Annotated in this window: 19 protein-coding genes; 12 read left to right on the top strand and 7 right to left on the bottom strand. The window is 56.4% G+C overall.

From position 1 onward, the window contains the following. Positions 1-164 precede the first annotated feature (164 nt). On the top strand, positions 165-1,157 hold the full coding sequence (locus E1297_RS24345; RefSeq protein WP_155143094.1) for a complex I NDUFA9 subunit family protein: 993 nt from the start codon (positions 165-167) through the stop codon (positions 1,155-1,157). On the opposite strand, the gene E1297_RS24340 is transcribed toward E1297_RS24345, so the two are convergent. Further along, positions 1,148-1,951 (bottom strand): undecaprenyl-diphosphate phosphatase, encoded by an 804-nt coding sequence (locus E1297_RS24340; RefSeq protein ID WP_155143093.1) that lies wholly within the window; start codon positions 1,949-1,951, stop codon positions 1,148-1,150. The genes E1297_RS24345 and E1297_RS24340 overlap by 10 nt on opposite strands. 231 nt (positions 1,952-2,182) lie before the next feature. Here E1297_RS24340 and E1297_RS24335 point away from each other — a divergent pair, with 231 nt between their 5' ends. From E1297_RS24335 to E1297_RS24295, 9 genes are all read left to right on the top strand, one after another. After that, positions 2,183-3,616 (top strand): NAD(P)-dependent oxidoreductase, encoded by a 1,434-nt coding sequence (locus E1297_RS24335; protein WP_368669666.1) that lies wholly within the window; start codon positions 2,183-2,185, stop codon positions 3,614-3,616. 53 nt (positions 3,617-3,669) lie between these two features. After that, entirely contained in the window at positions 3,670-4,104 is a 435-nt protein-coding gene (locus tag E1297_RS24330) for a GFA family protein (RefSeq protein WP_155143092.1), read from the top strand. Beyond that, entirely contained in the window at positions 4,101-4,541 is a 441-nt protein-coding gene (locus E1297_RS24325; RefSeq protein ID WP_209015967.1) for a GFA family protein, read from the top strand. The genes E1297_RS24330 and E1297_RS24325 overlap by 4 nt, the downstream gene beginning before the upstream one ends. A gap of 2 nt (positions 4,542-4,543) precedes the next feature. After that, the gene (gltB, locus tag E1297_RS24320) at positions 4,544-9,076 is read left to right on the top strand and encodes a glutamate synthase large subunit (RefSeq protein ID WP_155143091.1); all 4,533 of its coding nucleotides are present in this window, start codon (positions 4,544-4,546) and stop codon (positions 9,074-9,076) included. Between the two features lie 185 nt (positions 9,077-9,261). Beyond that, positions 9,262-10,179: a Hint domain-containing protein gene (locus E1297_RS24315; RefSeq protein ID WP_155143090.1), complete on the top strand. Its 918-nt coding sequence runs from the start codon at positions 9,262-9,264 to the stop codon at positions 10,177-10,179. A 38-nt stretch (positions 10,180-10,217) separates the two neighbouring features. Beyond that, positions 10,218-10,958 carry a monofunctional biosynthetic peptidoglycan transglycosylase gene (mtgA, locus tag E1297_RS24310; protein WP_155143089.1) on the top strand — a complete coding sequence of 247 codons (741 nt, stop codon included), beginning with the start codon at positions 10,218-10,220 and terminating at the stop codon, positions 10,956-10,958. A 58-nt stretch (positions 10,959-11,016) separates the two neighbouring features. Continuing rightward, positions 11,017-11,682, top strand: coding sequence for a glutathione S-transferase family protein (locus E1297_RS24305; RefSeq protein WP_155143088.1), 666 nt, complete (start codon positions 11,017-11,019; stop codon positions 11,680-11,682). 66 nt (positions 11,683-11,748) lie between these two features. Beyond that, a complete protein-coding gene (queG, locus tag E1297_RS24300; protein WP_155143087.1) occupies positions 11,749-12,780 on the top strand; it encodes a tRNA epoxyqueuosine(34) reductase QueG in 1,032 nt (343 codons plus the stop codon). A 72-nt stretch (positions 12,781-12,852) separates the two neighbouring features. Beyond that, positions 12,853-14,856 carry a hydantoinase/oxoprolinase family protein gene (locus E1297_RS24295; protein WP_155143086.1) on the top strand — a complete coding sequence of 668 codons (2,004 nt, stop codon included), beginning with the start codon at positions 12,853-12,855 and terminating at the stop codon, positions 14,854-14,856. A gap of 30 nt (positions 14,857-14,886) precedes the next feature. Here the strand turns inward: E1297_RS24295 and msrA are convergent, their stop codons facing one another. From msrA to E1297_RS24280, 3 genes are all read right to left on the bottom strand, one after another. After that, positions 14,887-15,399, bottom strand: a complete 513-nt coding sequence (gene msrA, locus E1297_RS24290) for a peptide-methionine (S)-S-oxide reductase MsrA (RefSeq protein WP_155143085.1) — start codon at positions 15,397-15,399, stop codon at positions 14,887-14,889. After that, on the bottom strand, positions 15,396-15,845 hold the full coding sequence (gene msrB, locus E1297_RS24285) for a peptide-methionine (R)-S-oxide reductase MsrB (RefSeq protein ID WP_155143084.1): 450 nt from the start codon (positions 15,843-15,845) through the stop codon (positions 15,396-15,398). Before msrB ends, msrA begins: the two co-directional genes overlap by 4 nt. Positions 15,846-15,942: 97 nt before the next feature. After that, the gene (locus E1297_RS24280) at positions 15,943-16,821 is read right to left on the bottom strand and encodes a DMT family transporter (protein ID WP_155143083.1); all 879 of its coding nucleotides are present in this window, start codon (positions 16,819-16,821) and stop codon (positions 15,943-15,945) included. 186 nt (positions 16,822-17,007) lie between these two features. Here E1297_RS24280 and E1297_RS24275 point away from each other — a divergent pair, with 186 nt between their 5' ends. Both E1297_RS24275 and E1297_RS24270 read left to right on the top strand, forming a co-directional pair. Then, entirely contained in the window at positions 17,008-18,210 is a 1,203-nt protein-coding gene (locus tag E1297_RS24275) for a BCCT family transporter (RefSeq protein ID WP_368669665.1), read from the top strand. 178 nt (positions 18,211-18,388) lie between these two features. After that, positions 18,389-20,284, top strand: coding sequence for an amidohydrolase (locus tag E1297_RS24270; RefSeq protein WP_155143082.1), 1,896 nt, complete (start codon positions 18,389-18,391; stop codon positions 20,282-20,284). A 97-nt stretch (positions 20,285-20,381) separates the two neighbouring features. On the opposite strand, the gene E1297_RS24265 is transcribed toward E1297_RS24270, so the two are convergent. From E1297_RS24265 to ade, 3 genes are all read right to left on the bottom strand, one after another. Next, positions 20,382-20,669, bottom strand: coding sequence for an HU family DNA-binding protein (locus E1297_RS24265; protein ID WP_050605937.1), 288 nt, complete (start codon positions 20,667-20,669; stop codon positions 20,382-20,384). A gap of 130 nt (positions 20,670-20,799) precedes the next feature. After that, positions 20,800-22,263, bottom strand: coding sequence for an AMP nucleosidase (locus tag E1297_RS24260; RefSeq protein ID WP_155143081.1), 1,464 nt, complete (start codon positions 22,261-22,263; stop codon positions 20,800-20,802). Further along, on the bottom strand, positions 22,260-24,062 hold the full coding sequence (gene ade, locus E1297_RS24255) for an adenine deaminase (protein ID WP_155143080.1): 1,803 nt from the start codon (positions 24,060-24,062) through the stop codon (positions 22,260-22,262). Before ade ends, E1297_RS24260 begins: the two co-directional genes overlap by 4 nt. Positions 24,063-24,097 lie beyond the last annotated feature (35 nt).

Below are 24,097 nucleotides of genomic sequence, written 5' to 3'. Positions count from 1 at the left end.
AGGATTCGGATAGTTTTTTGAAAGATTTTTTACAGCGTCTTCGACACTGCCTGAAACAGCATTGCTAAGCCCCCGTTTTTCATAACATCGCGGCGTTATTGCGCCTTGTTTGAGGTGCCTTCGAGCGCTAGATACTTTCGCAGCCATGTTTCAGGAGCCAGCCCATGACCAAAATGGTTACGATTTACGGTGGATCGGGTTTTGTCGGTCGCTACATCACTCGGCGACTGGCAAGCGAAGGCTGGCGTGTTCGGGTTGCCGTACGGCGTCCCAATGAGGCGATGTTTGTCAAAACCTACGGTGTCGTAGGCCAGGTCGAGCCGATCCTATGCAACATCCGCAACGATGCTTCGGTTGCCATGGCGATGCATGGCGCAGATGCGGTGGTCAACTGCGTTGGTGTCCTCAATGAGCTTGGCAAAAATGAATTCAGCGCAGTGCAGGCCGAGGGCGCCGAACGGATCGCGCGCCTTGCAGCCGAGCAGGGAATCACACGTATGGTTCATATCTCTGCCATCGGGGCAGATTCAGAATCAGACAGCCAATATTCCCGGACCAAAGCTCATGGCGAAGCGGGCGTTCTGGCGCATATGCCGGATGCCGTCATTCTGCGCCCCTCGGTCATTTTTGGTACCGAAGATCAGTTCTTCAACCGGTTCGCCGGGATGACACGTATGTCGCCATTCCTGCCTTTGGTTGGTGCCGATACGCGCTTTCAGCCGGTTTATGTCGACGATGTTGCGCAGGCTGCCGTTCGGGGCGTTCTGTGTCATGCGCAACCCGGCGTTTACGAGCTTGGCGGCCCCGAGGTCAAAAGCTTCCGCGCTTTGATGCAGCAGATGCTTGAGGTCATTCATCGACGCCGGATCATTATCGGTATGCCCTTCTTGGCAGCGCGGATCATGGCGGGCGTTCTGGACATCATCAAATTCGTAAGCTTCCAGCTGTTTCCGAACCATATCCTGACCCGTGATCAGGTTAAAAACCTGCGCCGGGACAATGTTGTGTCAGATAGTGCCAAGACCTTTGCGGATTTGGGCATTGAACCCGCGGCCCTGGAATCGATCCTGCCCGAATACCTGTGGAAATTCCGCCCCTCGGGTCAGTATGATGACATTCAGAACTCGGCTAAGAACCTGCGGACTGATCAGCTGTAGGCGACGAACAACAGCACTACACCCAAAATGACGCGGTAGATCACGTATGGCGTAAAGCTGATGCTGCGCAGCAGGCGCATCATCAGGCTAAGCGCCAGCAATGCCGAGAAAAAGGCGAACACAGCTGCGATTGCACCATCTCTGGCAAGCTGAGCATCAGCCTGCTGGATTACATCCACCGACAACAGGACCCCGGATGCGATGATTGTCGGGATCGACATCAGCATCGCGATCCGTGCACCGTCTTCTCTTGAATACCCCAGCTGTCTTGCACCGGTTATCGTGATGCCTGAACGGGATGTACCCGGGATCAAGGCCAGCACCTGCCATAACCCCATGATCAATGCGTCTCTGACACCCCAGTCGGCGGCAAGTTTGGTTTGAGCACCTTTTTGGTCCATCCAGTACAGCAACAGACCAAAACCCAACATTGTCCAACCGATCACAGCCACAGAACGCATTGCGCTGCTGAGGCCTGTCAGATGCAGAATCGCCCCCACGATGACGGTTGGGATGGTGGCAATGATCAACCCAAAAGCCAGACGAGACTGCGGTGTATCAATATGCCCGGTCAGGGCACGCGGCAGACCCGCCAAGGCCTGCTTCACGTCAGCCCAGAAATACAGGATCACTGCTCCCAACGTTCCGACATGCACGGCCACATCGATCGCCAACCCCTGATCATCCATACCTGTCAGACTGGGCAGCAGGATCAGATGCCCGGAAGATGATATCGGCAGGAATTCGGTGATACCCTGAATTACCGCCACTAGAATCAACTGAAGAAGACTCATCTGCTCTGCCCGTGCTGCCATCACGCGTTGTTTGCGTTCAATGGGTATTACTGTGGTGTTGGAAAAGAAAGTGAACAAATAGGTCCGTATCGGAACTAAAAATTGCAATAAATTTCGCGGATTTGGGTTTTGAGTTCATTTTTTTCCAAAATAGGTCAGCACAATTGACTTTTCATCTGAAATACCATCCCGTAAAGAGTTCCGACCAAGCCAATTCATGGAGTCTGACCCGTGGCCAAGCAACCGATGCTGAAATTTGTGCAGATCGACCGCGTCATGCCGGAAAAGCGTGCCGCTAATGACCGCAAAGAAGACTTTGACGAGATCTATGCAGAGTTCGCAGCTGAAAAAGCTGCTGAGCAGGCCAGCCGGTGCAGCCAGTGTGGTGTGCCATACTGTCAGTCGCACTGCCCGCTGCACAACAACATCCCGGATTGGCTGAATCTGACAGCAACCGGGCGTTTGGAAGAGGCCTATCAGACAAGCCAGGCCACCAATACCTTCCCCGAAATCTGCGGCCGCATCTGCCCGCAGGACCGCTTGTGTGAAGGCAATTGCGTGATCGAACAGTCAGGCCATGGCACGGTCACCATCGGAACGATCGAGAAGTACATTACCGATACCGCGTGGGATAAGGGCTGGGTTCAACCCGCAGCTCCCAATAGCGAGCGATCTGAAAGCGTCGGCATCATTGGTGGAGGACCCGGCGGTCTGGCGGCAGCTGACATGCTGCGCCGTGCAGGAATTCAGGTAACGGTCTATGACCGCTATGACCGCGCGGGCGGTCTGCTGATGTATGGCATCCCCGGTTTCAAGCTTGAGAAAGACATCGTGCAGCGCCGGAACGATTTGCTCGCTGACGGCGGAGTTGAGTTCGTGTTGAACTGCGATGTGGATGCTGCGAAGTTCGAGGAAATCCGCGCCAAGCACGACGCGGTTATCATCGCAACCGGCGTATACAAATCCCGCGATCTGACCATGCCAGGCAGCGGTCTGGCCGGAATCGAAAAAGCCATCGACTTCCTGACCGCTTCGAACCGCAAAAGCTTTGGTGACGCGGTTGAGGATTTCGACAATGGCCGCCTGAATGCCGAAGGCAAAAAGGTGGTTGTCATCGGTGGTGGCGACACTGCGATGGACTGTGTACGGACCTCGATCCGTCAGGGTGCTACCTCGGTCAAATGTCTGTACCGCCGTGACAAGGCCAACATGCCTGGATCGCAGCGTGAAACTCAGAATGCCGAGGAAGAAGGCGTTGTGTTTGAGTGGCTCAGCGCACCCAAGGGCTTTACCGGTGATGACAAAGTGTCCGGTGTGATGGTGCAGAAGATGCGCCTCGGTCAGCCCGACGCGTCGGGTCGCCAGGCACCCGAAGTGATCGAAGGTGCGGATTATGTCGAAGAGGCCGATCTGGTGATCAAGGCACTGGGTTTCGAACCCGAAGACCTGCCTGCGTTGTTCGGTCAGCCCGACCTGCCTGTCACTCGCTGGGGCACCGTCAAAGCCGCGTTCCAAACCGGTGAGACCGAGATGGACGGCGTCTATGCAATCGGTGACATCGTACGCGGTGCCTCTCTGGTGGTGTGGGCGATCCGTGACGGGCGCGATTGCGCAGATGCAATCATCGACCGGTTCAACAGCAAGGCTGCCGTAGCAGCTGAATAATCTTCAACCCAGCATGGCGACACAGCCATGAGCCCAGCGACAGGAGGGATGTCATGCCCGAATTGCAAGGCCAGTGTATGTGCGGCGCGGTTACCGTAACCGCCACCCCTGCGCGCGATGCGCTGGGTGCATGCCATTGCGACATGTGCCGTCGCTGGAGCAGCAGCGCATTCGTCAGCTTTCCGGCCGAGCCGGGCTATGCCGCGCTGGGACCGGTTCGGACATACACATCGTCGGACTGGGCGGAACGTGCCTTTTGCGAAGAATGCGGATCCGCGCTCTGGTACCGCATAACCCTGCCGGGCGAAATGCATGGGCAAACCCAGATGGCTGCCGGGCTGTTCGACAATGCCGCGGACAGCGAGATCAAGCTGGAGCTTTACATAGACAAGAAGCCGGAAGGTTACACTTTTGAAGGTGAACGCCGTCAGATGACCGAAGCCGAAGTGATCGCTGCCTATGCCCCTGAAGCGGAGAGCAACGCATGAGCGCGCGCGCAGGTCAATGCATGTGCGGTGAGGTCCGGTTCACGGCACAGAACGTGCCTCAGGAATTCGGCACCTGCCACTGCAAGATGTGCCAGCGGTGGCTTGGGTCAGCGTTTCTGGGGGTTACCATCGCCGAAAAAAACCTGAGCTGGCAGGGTGAGGACAACATCGCGACTCTGCAAAGCTCGGGCTGGGCGGAACGGGCCTGGTGCAGCAAATGCGGCACGGGGCTTTGGTACCGGGTGACCGCTGATGGCCCTCTCAATGGTAATTACGAGATACCGATCGGCATTTTTGACGATGCTGAAGGATTCAAGATGACGCGCGAGATCTTTATCGACCGCAAACCGGATGCGTTCGCCTTTCAGGGTGAACATGAACTGCTGACCGAAGCGCAAGTATTTGCGCTGTACGGGCCGACCACGGAAGGAGCCTGACCATGAGCGTATATGACGAAAACTGGGTCAAAAACGAAGAAACCAAGCGCAAATGGATGGCCGAAAATGGTCTCTATTCCGAGGAAGAAGAGCATTCTTCCTGTGGTGTTGGTCTTGTTGTTTCCATTGACGGAAAGAAAAGCCGCAAGGTCGTGGATGCGGGCATCGATGCCCTCAAGGCGATCTGGCACCGTGGCGCGGTGGACGCGGATGGCAAGACCGGCGATGGCGCTGGCATCCACGTGCAGATTCCGGTTCCGTTCTTCTATGATCAGATCCGTCGTACCGGCCATGAACCGAAACTGGACGAACTGATTGCTGTTGGTCAGGTCTTCCTGCCCCGCACTGATTTTGGTGCGCAGGAAAGCTGCCGAACCATCGTGGAAACCGAAGTTCTGCGTATGGGCTATTACATCTATGGCTGGCGTCATGTGCCGGTTGATGTGACCTGTCTGGGTGAAAAAGCTAACGCCACCCGACCAGAGATCGAGCAAATTCTGATCTCGAACTCGAAAGGTGTGGACGAGGATACGTTTGAGCGTGAGCTTTATGTGATCCGTCGTCGCATCGAAAAGGCGGCAATGGCTGCGGGTATCTCGGGCTTGTACCTGGCCTCGCTCAGCTGCCGATCAATCATCTATAAGGGCATGATGCTGGCCGAGCAGGTCGCGGTCTTCTACCCCGATCTGATGGACGAACGCTTTGAATCAGCGTTTGCCATCTATCACCAGCGCTACTCGACCAACACCTTCCCCCAATGGTGGCTGGCACAACCTTTCCGCATGCTGGCCCATAACGGCGAGATCAACACGCTGAAGGGCAACGTCAACTGGATGAAAAGCCATGAGATCCGCATGGCATCAGCCACCTTTGGCGACTATGCCGAAGATATCAAACCGATCATCGCCGGTGGATCGTCGGATTCAGCCGCATTAGACTCGGTTTTCGAAGTTCTTGTGCGCGCCGGCCGCTCAGCGCCCATGGCGAAAACCATGCTGGTTCCGGAAAGCTGGTCCAAGCAGGCCGTGGAACTGCCGCAAGCGTGGCGCGACATGTATTCCTACTGCAACTCGGTGATGGAACCGTGGGACGGTCCGGCTGCACTGGCAATGACTGACGGTCGCTGGGTTTGTGCCGGTCTGGACCGTAATGGTCTGCGCCCCATGCGTTATGTGGTGACAGGCGACGGTCTTGTGATTGCGGGATCTGAGGCCGGCATGGTGCCGATTGACGAGGCAACCGTGACTGAAAAGGGTGCGCTTGGCCCGGGCCAGATGCTGGCCGTCGACATGAAGAAGGGCAAACTGTTCCGCGACACGCAGATCAAGAACAAGCTGGCCGCTGCACTGCCGTTTGGCGAGTGGGTCGGAAAGATCAACGATTTGGACGAAGCGTTGGCAGGTGTGACCGAAAAGCCGATGTTCTCGGGTGAAGACCTGCGCAAGCGCCAGATCGCAGCAGGCTATTCGGTCGAGGAGCTGGAGCAAATTCTGGCGCCCATGGCCGAAGACGGTAAAGAGGCGCTGGCATCCATGGGCGACGATACGCCCTCGGCAGTTCTGTCCAAGCAGTACCGCCCGCTCAGTCATTTCTTCCGCCAGAACTTTAGCCAGGTCACCAACCCACCGATCGACAGTTTGCGCGAATACCGCGTCATGTCGCTGAAGACACGGTTCGGGAACCTGAAGAACGTATTGGACGAGGACAGCAGCCAGACCGAGATCATTGTTCTGGAAAGCCCCTTTGTCGGCAACGCGCAATGGGATGAACTGGTTGGGCACCTCAATGCTCCGCTGGCTGAGATTGATTGTAGCTTTGAGCCCGGTCAGGGTGCGCTGAGCGCTGCTTTGGCCCGTGTTAGAGCCGAAGCTGAGGAAGCGGTTCGTTCGGGCGCCGGGCACCTGGTTCTATCCGACATGAACTCTGGTGAAGGTCGTGTGGCGATGCCGATGATCCTTGCCACCAGTGCAGTGCACTCGCATCTGACCCGTCAGGGCCTGCGGACTTTCTGCTCGCTGAACGTTCGCTCGGCTGAATGTGTCGATCCGCATTACTTTGCGGTTCTGATCGGCTGTGGCGCGACTGTTGTGAACGCCTATTTGGCCGAAGATTCGCTGGCCGACCGCATTGATCGTGGTCTGCTGGACGGCACCCTGACTGAAAACGTTGCGCGCTATCGCGAAGCCATCGACCAGGGCCTGCTGAAGATCATGGCCAAGATGGGTATTTCGGTGATCTCATCTTATCGCGGAGGTCTGAATTTCGAAGCCGTTGGTCTCAGCCGCGCGATGGTGGCCGAGTACTTCCCGGGTATGACCAGCCGGATTTCCGGCATCGGTGTCACGGGCATTCAGACCAAAGTCGAAGAAATCCATGCCAAAGCGTGGGACAGTGGTCTGGATGTTCTGCCCATCGGTGGTTTCTACAAAGCGCGTAAATCGGGTGAGACCCACGCGTGGGAAGCAACCTCGATGCACATGATGCAAATGGCCTGTAACCGCGCCTCATACGAGCTGTGGAAACAATATTCGGCCAAGATGCAGTCGAACCCGCCGATCCACCTGCGCGACCTGATGGACTTCAAACCTCTGGGTAAGCCGGTTCCGATTGAAGAGGTCGAATCGATCACCTCAATCCGCAAACGGTTCGTGACGCCGGGCATGAGCTTGGGCGCGCTGTCGCCTGAGGCGCACAAGACGCTGAACGTGGCGATGAACCGGATTGGGGCCAAGTCCGACTCGGGCGAGGGTGGCGAAGATCCGGCGCATTTCGTACCGGAGCCCAATGGCGACAACCCGTCGGCCAAGATCAAACAAGTGGCCTCGGGCCGGTTCGGTGTGACCGCCGAGTATCTGAACCAGTGTGAAGAGCTTGAGATCAAGGTCGCCCAAGGCGCGAAGCCTGGTGAGGGTGGTCAGCTGCCGGGCATGAAGGTGACCGACCTGATCGCGCGTCTGCGGCATTCGACCAAGGGCGTGACGCTGATTTCGCCGCCGCCGCACCACGACATCTACTCGATCGAAGACCTGGCGCAGCTGATCTACGACCTGAAGCAGATCAACCCGCGCTGCAAGGTGACGGTCAAACTGGTGGCGTCTTCGGGTGTTGGCACGATTGCTGCCGGTGTGGCAAAAGCCAAGGCGGACGTGATCCTGATCTCGGGCCACAACGGCGGCACTGGTGCATCGCCCGCAACCAGCATCAAGTACGCTGGCCTGCCGTGGGAAATGGGCCTGACCGAAGCGCATCAAGTTCTGGCAATGAACAACCTGCGGGACCGCATCACGCTGCGGACCGATGGTGGGCTTCGCACAGGTCGAGACATCGTCATGGCTGCGATGATGGGAGCCGAGGAATACGGCATCGGAACCGCCGCTCTGATCGCCATGGGCTGCATCATGGTGCGTCAGTGCCAGTCCAACACCTGTCCGGTTGGCGTGTGTACGCAGGATGAATCCCTGCGTGCCAAATTCACCGGCAACGCAGACAAGGTTGTAAACCTGATCACCTTCTACGCACAGGAAGTGCGGGAGGTTCTGGCCAGCCTCGGTGCGCGTTCGGTGGACGAGATCATCGGTCGCGCGGATCTGCTTGCGCAGGTCAGCCGTGGTTCGGCGCATCTGGACGATCTGGACCTCAACCCTCTGCTGATCACGGTCGATGGTGCGCATAACATCGTCTACAACCGCGACAAGGATCGGAATGCAGTACCGGATACTCTGGATGCCGAGATTGTTCGCGACGCGGCACGGTTCCTGAAAGACGGCGAAAAGATGCAGCTGTCCTATGCGATCCAAAACACGCATCGCACCGTGGGTACTCGCGTTTCCAGCCACATCGTGCAGAATTTTGGTATGCGGAACACCTTCCAGGACGATCATCTGCACGTGAAACTGCAGGGTTCGGCCGGTCAGTCGCTTGGGGCCTTTGCAGCTCCGGGCCTGAAGCTGGAGGTGTCGGGCGATGCCAATGACTACGTCGGCAAGGGCCTCTCCGGTGGCACCATTGTGGTGCGACCGCCGCAAGTCAGCCCGCTCAAGGCGGATGACAACACCATCATCGGCAATACGGTGCTGTATGGTGCCACCGATGGTCACTTGTTCGCCGCTGGCCGTGCGGGTGAACGTTTCGCCGTCAGAAACTCGGGCGCCAAGGTGGTGATCGAAGGCTGTGGCTCGAACGGGTGTGAATACATGACTGGTGGCGTTGCGGTGATCCTTGGTGATATCGGCGCGAACTTTGGTGCGGGTATGACGGGGGGCATGGCCTACCTTTACGACCCGGAAGGCAAGGCAGAGCTGCTGATGAACCTGGAGACACTGGTCACCTGCCCGGTCACCGTTGATCACTGGGAAGATCAGCTGAAATCTTTGATCGAGCGTCATGTCGCAGAAACCAACAGCCGCAAGGCCATTGATATTCTGCAGCATTGGGAGGTCGAAAAGACCAACTTCCTGCAGGTTTGCCCCAAAGAGATGCTGAACAAGCTGGCTCACCCACTTAGCCTGGAGGCGACGGCGGTTCCGGCAGAATAGGTTTACGAACAGTTGAAAATCAGAGCCCCGCGTGTCGCTTGCGACATGCGGGGTTTTGCTGTTTGGCAACAATTTCACCTGATTCATTGCGTATTTGCAGAAAAAACGCCTAGCATTGGTCAAAGTTTCTTCAGGAATTGACACAATACTGAGGCTTGGTTTGGTACGCGTAGTGGAGCAGTTCGATGCCAACAACTTACTTTGATCAGTTCTTTGCAATGGACCCGGCGAACCCGCCCCCCGCAGGAACTTTGCTGACCGTTGAGAACTACAATCTTGTCGATCAAAACGACGATGGTGAGATTGAGGCTCCTGGCGGCGACACAGTAAACGGTCAGGATGTAACCTCTTCGTGGCCCGGCGATACAGTTGTTATAAACGTCCCCGGAACTGGCCCGGTGACATATACCGGCATCACGTTCTACCTGGCTGACGGGACTCGGGTATTTACCCCAACCGACGGCAAGGTCCTTGAAGAAGGGACGCTTGTTTCAACTACATTCGTAAATACGCAAGGACCGTTGAATGTACCCGGCCAGCTTGGTCCACCATGTTTTACACCGGGCACCATGATCGAAACGCCTGATGGACCACGCGCAGTTGAAGATCTGAAGCCGGGTGATCTGGTAAATACTATGGACAATGGTCCACAACCCTTGCTCTGGGTTGGTCGTACCACGGTGGCCGCCACCGGGGACACTGCGCCGATCCGATTTGAGGCCGGTGTTTTGGAGTTGGATCGCGAGACCCTGGTGTCACCCCAACATCGGATGCTGATTGCTGACTGGCGGGCACCATATCTGTTTGGACATACAGAGGTTCTGATCGCAGCACATTCTCTGGTTAACGGCGATACCGTAACGCGGGTCGAAGGTGGAGAAATAGATTACATCCACCTTTTGTTCGGTCAGCATGAAATTGTGACAGCAAACGGTGCAAAAAGCGAAAGCTACTATCCCGGACATGCAGTCTCGCAATCCGAACGCGAGACACAGGCTGAAATTCTGGCATTGTTTCCTGAGCTTACCAGCCGCGAGCTGCATGCTCAGAAGACCGTGCGCCCGGTGGTTCGCCCGCGCGATGGTCGGCTCATCGCGATATAGACCGTTTCAAATAACGGTTGCGCAGCGTATAGCGAGGTATGGCAAAGCAAGCAGTCCGCAAATCAGGCGGTAAGAAAAACAAGGCAACCAAAGCCAAAAATCAGCCCTCACTCTTCGCCCGGATCAGGCGATGGGCGATACGGGGTGCCTTGGGGTTGGCTGCGTTCTTTGTAGCCCTTGTTCTGATTTATTCGGTTGTGAACCCACCGGTCACCCACACAATCTGGTCTGAATGGCGCCGGTTGGGACGTGTTGACCGGGAATGGGTTCCGATTGAAGAGATTTCGCCCATTATGGCGCGCTCAGCCGTGGCTGCAGAAGACGCGAATTTCTGCCTTCATTGGGGATTTGATGTCGAAGCGATCCGCGATGCGCTTGAGGATGGCGGATCACGTGGCGCATCAACCATCACCCAGCAGGTGGTCAAAAACGTCTTCCTTTGGCAGGGCCGCAGCTGGGTCCGCAAGGCGCTGGAAACGTCGATGACACCTGTTGTCGAGATCTTCTGGAGCAAGCAGAGGATTCTTGAGGTCTACCTGAACGTCGCTGAGACCGGACAAGGGGTCTTTGGGGTCGAAGCGGCGGCACAACGTTACTACGGTGTCAGCGCCGCCAAGCTGTCGCCGGTACAGGCTGCCCGACTGGCGGCAATCCTGCCCTCTCCCCGCAACAGGTCGGTTACAGACCCTTCGGTTCGGACACGTCGCCGGGCGGCTTCGATCCTTGATGGGGCGGCTACCATCCGCGCAGATGGTCGCGCAGATTGTTTCGAGGATTGAAACCACTACCCTGCCAAGGCTAAAGCTTGGAAGTATTCACTGGTTCGATTGGAAGTCCATGGCGCGTTTGTTTCACGTTCCCCTGTCCCCCTACTGTCGCAAGGTCCGCCTGTCGCTGGCGGAAAAGAAGATCGAAGTCGAACTGGTCGAAGAACGATATTGGGAGCAGGATCCGGATTTTCTTCGGCGTAATCCAGCGGGCAAGGTGCCAGTGCTGCGGCTGGATGGATTGGTGTTGGCCGAAAGCGCTGCGATCTGTGAATACATCGAAGAAACCCGCCCTGAACCGCCTCTGATGCCCAAAAAGCCCGAGGCCCGTTACGAAGTCCGGCGAATTGTTGGCTGGTTCGATGACAAGTTTCACCACGAAGTGACTTCGAAACTTCTTTATGAGCGCGTGAACAAGAAGGTGACAGGTCAGGGGTATCCGGACAGTAAAAACGTCAAGGAAGGTGCGCGGGCGATCAAGTATCACCTGGACTACATGACCTGGTTGCTGGATCACCGCCGCTGGCTGGCGGGGGATCAGATGACATTGGCTGATTTTGCCGCTGCTGCGCATTTGTCAGCTTTGGACTACATCTCGGACGTGGACTGGAACCGCAGTCAGGTGGTCAAGGATTGGTACGCAAAGATCAAATCCAGACCGGCCTTCCGCTCGATCCTTGCGGATCAGGTCCCGGGTTTCCGGCCACCAGCCCATTACGCCGATCTGGATTTCTGATATCCAGAACAAGGGGTGGGACGCATCGCACCCCAAAGGCACAGGGAACGGCTCGGCTCAATAACGATGACTCAAACACTCAAAGAGCGGTTGATATCGCAAGCTCTTTCCGAAGGGTTTGTATCCTGTCGCGTCTGCCGACCGTGGGACATTCCCGAAGTTCCGGCTCGGCTGGATGCCTTTCTGCAAGCCGGATATCACGGTCAGATGGGATGGATGGCAGAACGTACCCATTGGCGGGGCGATCCGTCCGCTTTGTGGCCCGAGGCACGCTCGGTCATCATGCTGGCCGAAAGCTACACGCCCGATCATGATCCGACCGAAGTTCTGAACCACCCGGACCGGGGTGCAATCTCGGTTTACGCGCAGAACAAGGACTACCACGATCTCGTCAAGAAACGGCTGAAACGCCTTGCACGCTGGCTGATTGCCGAGGCCGGCGGAGAGGTGAAGGTATTTGTCGATACAGCGCCGGTTCCCGAAAAGGCGCTGGGCCATGCAGCCGGGCTTGGATGGCAAGGCAAGCACACCAATCTGGTCAGTCGGGATTGGGGTAATTGGTCCTTCATAGGGTCTGTTTTTACCACCATTGAACTACCGGCTGACCCATCCGAAGTGGACCATTGCGGATCCTGCCGAGCCTGTCTGGACAGCTGTCCGACCGATGCGTTTCCCGCCCCCTATCAACTGGATGCACGTCGCTGCATTTCGTACCTGACGATTGAGCACAAAGGGCCTGTAGACGAGGAGCTGCGGCAGAAACTGGGCAACCGCATCTACGGCTGCGATGATTGCCTGGCAGCCTGCCCCTGGAACAAGTTTGCAGTGGCAGCAAGCGACATACGCTATGCGGCGCGCGAGGACCTCAAGGCACCAAAGCTTGCTGAACTTGTTGCGTTGGACGATGCGGGTTTCCGTCAGAAATTCTCTGGCTCACCGATTAAACGGATTGGTCGAGATCGCTTTGTGCGCAATGTCCTCTATGCCATCGGAAACTCTGGCGCAGCATCGCTGCGGTCTGCAGCACAGGCATTGATTCATGATCCGGATGCCACCGTCGCCGATGCGGCGCGATGGGCGGTGAAACGATTGTCATAAGTGCCGCAAACAGGCTGGACGCGTCGTTTCAATTCGCTACACCCGTCACCAGCGAACAATAAGGAGGACCCGATGGCCTTGGCTTTGGGTGTCGATACGGGCGGAACCTATACTGATGCGGTGTTGATCCGGGATGAGAAAGAGGTCATCGCCTCGGCCAAATCCCTGACCACTCGCGCAGATCTGGCGATTGGTGTGGGCAAGGCAATCTCGGCCGTTCTGGACGAGGCGCAGGTGTCACCGGATCAAATCTCTCTTGCCTCGTTGTCGACAACGCTTGCCACCAACGCGCTGGTTGAAGGGCAAGGCGGCCGTGTCGCTTTGATCTATATCGGCTTTCGGGAAAGCGATCTGGAAAAGCATGGGTTGAAGGATGCCCTGAAGGGTGATCCTGCGCTGGTGATTTCGGGCGGCCACAGCCATGCCGGAGGCGAGGTTGCACCGCTGGACATCCAAGCGCTTGAAGCATTTCTAGACTCTCACCAAGGCATTTCGGGCTTTGCGGTCGCAGCACAATTCGCCACGCGTAACCCGGCACATGAGTTGAAGGCTGCGCAGATCATTACCGAAAGGACGGGCGCCCCAGTCACCTGCTCACATCAGCTGTCAGCCAAGCTGAACGGTCCGAAACGGGCAGTAACAGCAGTGCTGAACGCCCGTTTGATCGGAATGATTGACCGGTTGATCGGGCGTGCTCAAGACCGATTGCGCGAACTGAACATTCACGCTCCGATGATGGTCGTGCGTGGTGATGGTGCCTTGATGAGCGCAGAGCAGGCCCGCGAACGACCGATCGAAACAATCCTCAGCGGACCTGCTGCCTCGATCGTGGGTGCACGCTGGTTGACCGGGGCCGAAAACGCTTTGGTTTCTGATATCGGCGGCACGACTACGGATGTGGCGTTGATCCGAGATGGCAAGCCAGCGATCGATCCAGCCGGTGCGCAAGTTGGTGGATTCCGAACCATGGTCGAGGCCGTTGCAATGCGAACCCATGGTCTGGGTGGGGACAGTCAGGTGCATGTCGTGACCGAAGGCCTGGGCGGCGGTGTGTTTCTTGGACCAAGACGTGTCTTGCCAGTTTCACTGATCGCAGCAGAAGCGCCAGAAATCGTCCATGCGGTTCTGGATGAACAACTACGGGCCACGACGGTCGGAGAGCATGACACACGTTTTGCCCGCCGCGTACCGGGTATCCGCGCGGATGGTGTTGGTGAACGCGAAGAGGTTCTGCTGGATCGGCTTGGCGACACGGTATTGCCCCTGTCTTCACTACTGCGAACCCGGATGGAAAACGGTGCGCTGAACCGTCTGGTGGACCGCGGCGTTGTGCAGGTATCTGGCATTACTCCATCAGATGCCAGCCATGTACTTGGCAGGCTTACGGATTGGGACGGCGAGGCTGCCTGTAAAGCGTTGGAGCTGATCGCGCGCAGGCGGGTCGGGTCAGGTGACCTGTTGGCAAAATCCCCCGAAGCGCTAGCCCAGATGATCATTGATCAACTGACGGAACAAACAGCTTTGACCTTGTTAGAGACTGCTTTCGCAGAAGAAACCGATGGATTGGGCCTACCTGCGCAGGATCTGGCGCGGCATGTTCTGACGCAGCGGGGATTGTCTCGGCACCGGGGTCTGATGGCGCTGGATGCAGCGCTGAATGTGGATGTAGTCGGGCTGGGCGCTTCGGCCCCCAGCTATTATCCTTCAGTTGGTGAGCGACTGCATTGCGCGATGGTCCTGCCAGAACATGCTGGCGTCGCCAATGCCATTGGTGCAGTGGTTGGTCGCCTTACATTGCGGCGTGCCGGTACGGTAACGTCACCTTCCGAAGGGCTCTTTCGCGTTCATCTGGAGGATGGGCCACAGGATTTCTCAGAACCGGATGCGGCGCTGGGCCTGTTGGAATCGATTCTACGAGATGAAACCGAGAAATCAGTACGCGAGGCCGGAGCAGAAGATATCCGGGTGATTATAGATCGAGATATTCGCACTGCGCAGGTCGAAGGCGGGGACGTGTTTGTCGAGGCGCTTGTGACCGTCGAGGCCAGCGGCCGACCTAGGGTTGCCGTGGGCTAGCCTCCTCCGCGAACGGAGGAGGCGGGTTTACTATTCTGCGGCGTCGGTGCGCTTTGGCAGCACCCAGTCCTGACGCGGGAAGTGGCAGGTATACCCGTTTGGGATACGCTCCAGGTAGTCCTGATGCTCGGGCTCGGCTTCCCAGAAGTCACCAACAGGTTCCACCTCGGTCACGACCTTACCCGGCCAAATTCCGCTGGCATCCACATCGGCGATTGTGTCCACTGCGACTTGTTTCTGCGCCTCATCGACGTAGTAGATGGCAGAGCGATAGCTCATCCCGACGTCGTTGCCTTGGCGGTTCACTGTGGTCGGGTCGTGAATCTGAAAGAAGAACTCCAGCAACTCGCGATAGGTGATCCTGGTAGGATCAAACCAGATCTCAATCCCTTCTGCGTGGGTACCATGGTTGCGATAGGTTGCGTTTGGTACGTCTCCGCCAGTGTATCCGACACGAGTGCGGGAAACGCCGGGCAACTTGCGGATCAGATCCTGCATGCCCCAGAAACAGCCCCCGGCAAGAACAGCGCGTTGTTCGGTCATTGGATTTCCTCCACATGGATCAGGAATTCGCCGTAACCTTCGGTTTCCATATCGTCACGATGGATAAACCGAAGCGCAGCAGAGTTTATGCAATAGCGCAGCCCGCCATGTTCGCGCGGACCGTCCGGAAAAACATGGCCCAGATGGCTATCGCCGTGTTTCGAACGTACCTCGGTACGGATCATGCCCAGGGTGCGATCTTCGAGTTCTTCGACATGCGCGTGGATGATTGGCTTGGTAAAGCTGGGCCAGCCACAGCCGGATTCGTACTTGTGGGTCGAGGCAAACAGCGGCTCACCCGAGACGATATCGACATAGATACCCGGCTCTTTGTTGTTCAGGTGTTTTCCAGTACCCGGCCGTTCGGTACCGCTGCGCTGGGTCACGTGAAACTCTTCGGGAGAGAGGGCGGCGATGGCCTCGGGGTCTTTGGTGTAACGAGTCATGGCTCCTCCGGTGTTGTCTTTCGTGATGCACTATTTGGGCACATCATAGAGGAAATCAAAGCCATATTTCAGTTGCCTCGCGCGCTCGTGCGTTGGATCAGGCAGTTTTAACCTCGGGTTGGCGCGACAACTGCACGGCCAGAATGCCAATTGTCGTCACAAGCACACCGATCACATCAAGCGCACCAAGCCTTTCACCCAACAAGATGGCGGCAATGGCGACGCCAAACACAGGATTTAGAAAATGGAATGTCGCGGCCCGGGTGGCACCGATGCGGTTCAAAAGCAAGAACCAGATCAATGTCGCCAGCAGGCCGGGGAACAGGGTTGTATAGGTGAAAGCCAGCGCAAAGGGCACGGTCAGATGAATATAGATGGTTTCAAACAGCGGTGCAGCGACGAAGAGAATAGCTGAACCCACAAGCATCTGCAGTCCGACAACCATCATGAAGTTGCCCCCTGAGGTGGCACCCCGAACCGCCAGCGTTGCCAGCGTGAGCGCCAAAGCACCCAAACCGCAGAGCATGACACCGAACATATCAATGCCAGCGCTGATCCGGCTGCTCATGATCAGGGCGACACCGGCAAAGCCGGCGAGCAGGCCGATGACGCCCAAGGGACGGAGTTTTTCGCCAAACAACAGCCATCCTGCCAAAGCGACCAGCAATGGCATAGTCGACGCTATAATGGCGGCGACCGATGCCTCGACCGTTTGCATCGCATAAAAATTCAGACCCAAATAAAGGGCATTCTGGCAAATTCCGAATAGGAAGGTGGCGTACCACTGAGATCTGGTGAGCCTCCAGCTCTGCCCCATTGCCCTGGCAATCGTGACGCCGATCACACCGGAAATCAGAAATCGAAGTGCCAACGAAAACAGAGGCGAGGCATCGGAAACTATGATCCGTGCCGATGTAAAAGCGGATGACCAGATGAAGGCAAATATCAGCCCCATGGCTATGGCGCGCAGGTCCATCACGATCCCCTTTTCAAATCGGCAGGACTGTTTCTGATTTTACAAAAAGCTTCAAGCGCGAGGTCATCACTTCGTCAAAAAAGACACATGCGCCATACAAGAAAGTCATTACATGCGTTTTTATTGATTGACTGGCCAATTAAAGATATCCGCTGCCCGATCTGACACATCAAGGGAGGTTTGTCGGTGCTTCTGGAATACATCCTGTCTTTTGGCGTCCTGTTGGCATTGGGCCTGGTCGCTTTCTTCGTCGTGAAATGGTGGAATCTACGCTGCGTTGGTGTAACGCCTGTCCATCTGTTCACATTCATTGCGATCCTGTTCACATCCGGCTTGGACGTTGGCCTGATCATGTTCCCGCTAACCGAGTTTGGCGGCTATGCCGAAGAACCGGCTTACGCATTCGCCAACCCCTTGGCGATCGAGTTCGGTTTCTGGGGCTTTTTGATCTGGGCGTTCTACTTCCTGACCGCGTTCTACTTCTGCGTCATCGAACCACGTGTGAAGTTCTTTGAGATCCCGCTGGTCAAGCTGATCAACAACGTAGTGATCATCGGCACCTGTGCCTTTACCGCCAGCCTGTTCCTGATCTACCTGCCTGGCTACCTGCCCGAGGTCGGAGACGGTGAATCCGTTGTCACCACATTCTACATCATCGTGTTCGTGGTCATTCTGGCGGCGGCCTATTCGTCGACAGATCTGAAATACGTGCGCATCCTGTCGGTGGGTTCTACCTTCCTGTTCCTTGCTCTGATTCTGGGCATGTGGGCTGCAGCTGGTATGGGTCTGACCGGATTTGCAGAAACCAGCAGCAACATCGGTGCGTACTTCGCAAACCTGCATAAGTTTGTCCTGCCGCTGACCGACTATCATGCCTTCTATCTGTTCTGGTGGTTTGCATGGTCGATCATGATCGGCCAGTTCACCTCGCGTTTTGTCGGTGGCCTGAAAACATGGCAACTGCTGGCCGCGTTGTTGATCTTCCCATCGATCCCGCTGGCGATCTGGTTCACCGTTCTCTACTACTATCACCTGAACGGCATCAGCACTGCAGGTATCACCAACATCGCGATGGTGATCGTGGGCGTGACTTTTGTGATCAACTCGCTGGACTCGCTTATCCGCCTGTACACCGACAACCTGAACATGACAGTCGAACGGTTCGGCAAGGCGGCATATGTCGCAGGAAACGTTGTCCTGCTGTTTGTCCTGACCCTGTTGTTCCAGAGCCAGTGGCTGCAAATTCAGTGGATCGGCGCGGTTGTGGTTGGCCTGTATCTGGCCTGCGTTGTCTACATCCTGATTTCCAAGCGCATAGAGGTGCTGAGCATCGACTCCATGCCCGAAGGGCGCGATCTGGATTTCCACAAGGTTGAAACGGTTCACTAAGCCGGAGACCAAAACACCACAGGCAACTTCTGCCTTGGACAAATCAAACCCCGCAGCACTTTCTGCGGGGTTTTTTATGCCTTGGGCAAGACACCGTGCAAAATTCAGATATTGTGATGGGAATTACTCTTTTGAAATCGAATACCATTGCCACCCAACTGTCTGAGGAAACTCGATTATGAAAGATATCGGTCGCCGGCGATTTGTGAGAACTGGATTAGCTTCTGCTGCAGCGCTGACACCATTGAGACATGCTTTGGCAGAAACTGGGTCACTGCAGGATATTGGTGGATCAATTGTCTCGGCACCTCAGGCGACGATCTACACTGCCCGCGAAATCATCACACTCAATGATGCACGGCCAACCGCCGAGGCGGTTGCAGTGGTTGGCGACAGAATCCTCTGGGCCGGAACGCTGGAAGATGTGCAGCGTGTTTTGGGCGACCAGCCCTACGAAATCGATACGACCTTTACCGATCACGTGATCGTACCCGGCTTTATCGCCCAGCATGACCATCCGGTACTTGCCGCGCTTACGATGTCATCTGAAATCCTGGCAATCGAGGATTGGGTCCTGCCGAGCGGAACTGTTCCTCGCGTTAAAGACAAGCAAGACTTCATGACACGCCTGGCCAAGGCCGAAGCCGAGAAGTCAGATCCGGATGAACCTCTGCTCAGCTGGGGTTATCACCCCGCCTTCTATGGCCCATTAACACGTGCCGATCTCGACACAATCAGCAAAACACGTCCAATTCTTGTTTGGGCGCGCTCATGTCACGAGATGGTACTGAACTCGGCGGCAATGGAGCGCGGCGGTGTCACCCAGGACCAGTTCGAAACGTTCAGCCCGTCGGCAAAAGAGCAAAGCAATTTTGAAGAGGCGCGGTTTTGGGAACAGGGCCTATTCGGAGTTTTGCCTAACATCGCGAATATGGTCGCAACCCCCGAACGCCTGCGTTCCGGTCTGGAAATCACGCGCGACTATATGCACGCCAAAGGCATTACCTTCGGCAATGAGCCAGGCGGGATTCTGTCTAAACCGGTTCAGGACGGCGTTAACGAAGTTTTCTCGAACCCGGATATGCCATTTCGCTGGTCATTTATCGTGGATGCAAAGTCGATGGTCGCGACCTATTCGGATGATGCGCAAGTCATTGCTGAAACCGAAAAGCTGGCCTCTTGGTATGGTGGCATGACAAGTCTTGCGCCAAAGCAGGCAAAGCTTTTTGCTGATGGCGCAATTTATTCGCTGCTGATGCAGGTACGTGATCCTTATCTTGATGGCCATGACGGTGAATGGATGATGGACCGCGATTTGTTTGAGCGTGCATTCCGCGTTTACTGGGATGCAGGATATCAAATCCATATTCACGTCAATGGCGACGCCGGGCTTGATCGGGTTCTTGATACGCTCGAGGCCAATCTGCGCCGCAACCCTCGATATGATCACCGCACCGTTCTGGTGCATTTTGCGGTCAGCGCCCCGGATCAGGTCGAGCGGATTCGCGCGCTTGGCGCTATCGTCAGCGGAAATCCCTACTATGTGACGGCTCTAGCAGATCAGTACTCGAAAGTTGGTCTTGGCCCGCAACGCGCGGATTCGATGGTTCGCTTGGGTGACTTGTCGCTCGCTGGTATCCCCTGGTCACTGCATTCAGATATGCCAATGGCACCTGCTGATCCCCTGTTTCTGATGTGGTGTGCGGTCAATCGGATAACTTCTTCCGGTCGCACCGCTGGCGCGGATCAGAGAGTACCGGCCGAGATGGCGCTTCGCGGGGTTACGATTGAGGCGGCTCAGGCCCTCAGGATGAGTGATGAGATCGGGAGCATCGAACCGGGCAAACGGGCCAACCTGACTATTCTGGATGAAAACCCCCTGAGCGTAGACCCGACATCTATCCGCGACATCAATGTCTGGGGCACAGTTATGGAAGGGCGGGTTTTACCGGTTGGTGAGGCTGAGCGAAAAGCCTCGCTTTCACCATCTCAGAATCCGAAGCCCCCGGCAGACGAAGAGATCAATCGGGCGATGCTGAATCACGCACTTAAGGTTGTTCATACCCATCTCTAAGCGGCCCACCGGCGCCTTGAGTCCGGGTAGATGAGTTTCGTCAAAGAAAAAGGGCCGCGAAATCGCGACCCTTCTATTGAAGTTGTGAAGGCTGGGATTAGCCGTTCACGCTGTCCTTCAGTGCTTTTGCGATGGTCATTTTCACAACCTTGTCGGCTTCTTTGGTGAAGGTTTCACCAGTGGCCGGGTTGCGGACCTGACGCTCGGGGCGCTCACGGCAGTAGATTTTGCCGACGCCGGGCAGGGTCACTGCACCACCGGCGGAAACTTCGCGGGTGATCAGGCCGGTTACGGCCTCAAGTGCCGCGTTTGCGGATTTCTTGTCGGTTCCCATTTCCTCAGCGAGAGCAGCAACCAGCTGAGTTTTAGTCATAGGCTTTGCCATTTCTTGGTCTCCTTAACGTGCCCGATCTCTTGGGCCTCACCGCGTAACTGTAACGGGATATTGTATGTGAACACAACGAATAGTAGCGCCAAAACCCCCAAAAATATGGGGATTTCGTTGCTTTTTTGCTTCAGAGGAAGGCCGTTTCGTCGAAAGAACGCAATTTCCGGCTGTGCAGACGCTCCAGAGGCATCCCGCGGAGGTGTTCCATGGCCCGTATTCCGATCGCCAAATGGCGGCTGACCTGCGTGGTATAGAACGACGAAGCCATTCCGGGAAGCTTTAGTTCACCATGCAAAGGCTTGTCTGACACGCACAACAATGTGCCGTAAGGCACCCTGAAACGATACCCATTTGCGGCGATGGTGGCGCTTTCCATATCCAACGCGATTGCGCGCGATTGGCTAAGCCGTTGCACGGGTCCCGACTGATCCCGAAGCTCCCAGTTTCGGTTATCGACAGAGGCCACAGTGCCAGTTCGCATGATCCGCTTGAGCTCATAACCTTCAAGCTCGGTCACTTCGGCCACGGCCTGTTCAAGTGCAACCTGCACTTCGGCCAGTGGCGGGATCGGAACCCAGACCGGCAGATCATCGTCCAGCACCTTGTCTTCGCGCAGATAGGCATGGGCCAGTACAAAATCGCCCAAAGCCTGCGTATTTCGAAGCCCAGCGCAGTGGCCAACCATCAGCCAGGCGTGCGGACGCAGAACCGCAATATGGTCCGTTGCCGTTTTGGCGTTTGATGGACCAACACCAATATTGACGAGCGTGATGCCGGACCCATCCTCGCGCTTCAAGTGATAGGTCGGCATCTGCGGCAGTTTCAGCGGTTGTTCGATTGCAGCCTTCGGATCGCTGATCTCGACATTTCCGGTGGACACGAAGCTGGTGTAGCCGCTATCCGGATCGGCCAGCTGTTCACGCGCATAGTTTTCGAATTCCGAGACGTAGAACTGGTAGTTGGTGAACAACACATGGTTCTGGAAATGGCTTGGATCCGTGGCCGTATAATGCGCGAGGCGCGCCAGCGAATAGTCGATCCGCTGAGCGGTAAACAGCGCCAGAGGGCCGACATCGTTCTCCAGCTCATAGACGCCGTTGACGATATCATCATTGGTGGTCGTCAGATCCGGAACGTCGAAAACATCCCGCAACGTGAACCCCGCTGCACCCTGATGCGGTACAACCAGATCCGGATTGTTTGCGACTGCGAAATGTACCGGAATCGGCGTATCCGAAAGGCCGATTGTGACCGGCTGATTGTGGTTCTTAATCAGCAAAGCGATCTGTTGTGTCAGATAGGAACGGAACAAATCCGGCCGCGTCACCGTAGTCGCGTGTGTCCCCGGCTCCGAAACGTGACCAAAGCTCAGGCGACTGTCTACATGGGCATAAGACGCGGTTCTGATGCGAATTTCCGGGTAATAGGCTCTGAATCGCTCGGTCGGCGTATCACCCGACATAGAGTCAGAGAACTTGTCGCATAAAAATGTCGTTGCCTGCTCGTACAGTTCTTCAAGCCGGGCAACAGCGGCCGACGCATCGGTGAATTGTTCTGGTTTGGGTGCTTTTGGTTCTATTATTGTTGTCATGCAAGTGGTTCCAGAAGGTCTATCTTTTCAAAGGTGCGCACATCCACGAGGCCCAGGTCGGAAATCCTCAATTCCGGGATCACGACCAGAGCAAGCAGGGAGTGCTGCATATAAGCGTTGTTAAGCTGACAGCCGCAGGCCTCCATCGCCTCGACCATCTTTTCTGCGTTTGCGGCAACCTCGGCCGCCGGATTGTCGGACATCAGACCGGCAATCGGCAATTCGACCAATGCCAGTTCTTCGCCATCTCGGAAGATGGTGATGCCACCACCCACTTCGGCCAGCCGATTTGCGGCCAGCGCCATTTGCTCGCGGTCAGTACCTACGACAATCATGTGGTGGCTGTCATGGGCTACGGTTGACGCCATCGCCATGCGGCCCTGATAGCCAAAGCCCGAAACGAAAGCGTTCGTTACACCCCCGGTACCCCGATGCCGTTCGACCAGCGCAATCTGACAGACATCACCTTCACCTTCTACCAGCCCACCAATGATGGGCAGTTCGGCTTTCAGCGCTTTGGTCGGGGCCTGATTTTCCACCACACCGATTACGTTGGCCTGAACCCTATTCGCTCCGGCCGGTGCTTCGATCTCAAAGTCTCCAGCGCTGAGCTGGTGTCCCAGATGTACAGTGTTTCGCGCCCGGTCAGGCCAGTCGTAATGGGGGCAGTCGACTGTAATCGCGCCATTTTCAGCGACAATCTGGCCTCGTGCCACAACCGTCTCAATCGGCAGATCGGTCAGGTCAGACGTGATGATGATGTCTGCCCTGCGCCCGGGTGTGATCGAGCCGATTTCACGCTCCAGCCCGAAATGAGAGGCCGTGTTGATCGTGGCCATCTGCAGCGCAATCAAAGGATCGCAACCACAGGCGATGGCATGCCGCACGACGCGGTTCATATGCCCTTCGTTCACCAACGTGCCCGAGTGGCAATCATCCGTGCACAGGATAAAGTTCCGCGGATCCAGACCTTTTTCAGTGACGGCGGTGATCTGGCTTTCCACGTCATACCAGGCCGAACCCAGCCGCATCATCGAACGCATGCCCTGACGTACACGCGCAATGGCATCGGCCTCACACGTACCCTCATGATCATCAGCGGGACCGCCAGCCACATATGCTGCAAAATCAGACCCTAAATCAGGGGAAGCGTAATGTCCGCCTACCGTTTTTCCTGCGCGCTGCGTGGCTGCGATCTCGGCCAGCATCTTTGGATCGCCATTTATCACGCCGGGGAAATTCATCATCTCCCCCAATCCGATAATTCCTGGCCAGTTCATCGCCTCTGATACATCTTCAGGCGTGATTTCATAGCCCGTCGTCTCTAACCCCGGGGCCGAAGGCGCACAAGACGGCATCTGAGTGAAGATATTCACCGGCTGCAACAGCGCCTCATCATGCATCATGCGTACGCCATCCAGGCCCAGCACATTGGCAATCTCATGGGGATCGGTGAACATCGAGGTCGTCCCATGCGGGATCACCGCGCGTGCAAATTCAGCGGGCGTCAGCATTCCGGATTCGATATGCATGTGTGCGTCACACAAGCCCGGGATTAGATAGCGCCCGCGCGCTTCGATGATTTGGGTTTCAGGACCAACGCAGTGCGAGGCATCAGGCCCGACAAAGGCCACACGCCCTTCGGCAATGGCAACAGAATGGCCGGGCAAGGTCTCACGGCTGTGAACATTGACCCAGATACCATCGCGAATAATCATGTCCGCAGGTTCGCGCCCGGCGGCAACGGCAATCAAACGAGGGGCGACATCGGGCCAGCTTGGGAAAGGTGTGTATTCCATGGCCCAACTTTCCCTAATGCGCAGGAAGGTTCAAC

The sequence above is a fragment of the Roseibium sp. RKSG952 genome, assembly GCF_009711355.1.
Note: the sequence above shows the minus strand (reverse complement) of the source record. Positions and strands in the feature narration are given on the sequence as shown.

Excerpts from the sequence above, each read along its gene's own strand:
- E1297_RS24260 (WP_155143081.1), bottom strand. The coding sequence starts at position 22,263 with ATGACAACAATAATAGAACCAAAAGCACCCAAACCAGAACAATTCACC.
- msrB (WP_155143084.1), bottom strand. The coding sequence starts at position 15,845 with ATGACTCGTTACACCAAAGACCCCGAGGCCATCGCCGCCCTCTCTCCC.
- queG (WP_155143087.1), top strand. The coding sequence starts at position 11,749 with ATGACTCAAACACTCAAAGAGCGGTTGATATCGCAAGCTCTTTCCGAA.
- E1297_RS24345 (WP_155143094.1), top strand. The coding sequence starts at position 165 with ATGACCAAAATGGTTACGATTTACGGTGGATCGGGTTTTGTCGGTCGC.
- msrA (WP_155143085.1), bottom strand. The coding sequence starts at position 15,399 with ATGACCGAACAACGCGCTGTTCTTGCCGGGGGCTGTTTCTGGGGCATG.
- E1297_RS24270 (WP_155143082.1), top strand. The coding sequence starts at position 18,389 with ATGAAAGATATCGGTCGCCGGCGATTTGTGAGAACTGGATTAGCTTCT.
- E1297_RS24315 (WP_155143090.1), top strand. The coding sequence starts at position 9,262 with ATGCCAACAACTTACTTTGATCAGTTCTTTGCAATGGACCCGGCGAAC.
- ade (WP_155143080.1), bottom strand. The coding sequence starts at position 24,062 with ATGGAATACACACCTTTCCCAAGCTGGCCCGATGTCGCCCCTCGTTTG.
- E1297_RS24325 (WP_209015967.1), top strand. The coding sequence starts at position 4,101 with ATGAGCGCGCGCGCAGGTCAATGCATGTGCGGTGAGGTCCGGTTCACG.
- E1297_RS24330 (WP_155143092.1), top strand. The coding sequence starts at position 3,670 with ATGCCCGAATTGCAAGGCCAGTGTATGTGCGGCGCGGTTACCGTAACC.
- E1297_RS24265 (WP_050605937.1), bottom strand. The coding sequence starts at position 20,669 with ATGGCAAAGCCTATGACTAAAACTCAGCTGGTTGCTGCTCTCGCTGAG.
- mtgA (WP_155143089.1), top strand. The coding sequence starts at position 10,218 with ATGGCAAAGCAAGCAGTCCGCAAATCAGGCGGTAAGAAAAACAAGGCA.
- gltB (WP_155143091.1), top strand. The coding sequence starts at position 4,544 with ATGAGCGTATATGACGAAAACTGGGTCAAAAACGAAGAAACCAAGCGC.
- E1297_RS24295 (WP_155143086.1), top strand. The coding sequence starts at position 12,853 with ATGGCCTTGGCTTTGGGTGTCGATACGGGCGGAACCTATACTGATGCG.
- E1297_RS24340 (WP_155143093.1), bottom strand. The coding sequence starts at position 1,951 with ATGAGTCTTCTTCAGTTGATTCTAGTGGCGGTAATTCAGGGTATCACC.
- E1297_RS24280 (WP_155143083.1), bottom strand. The coding sequence starts at position 16,821 with ATGGACCTGCGCGCCATAGCCATGGGGCTGATATTTGCCTTCATCTGG.
- E1297_RS24305 (WP_155143088.1), top strand. The coding sequence starts at position 11,017 with ATGGCGCGTTTGTTTCACGTTCCCCTGTCCCCCTACTGTCGCAAGGTC.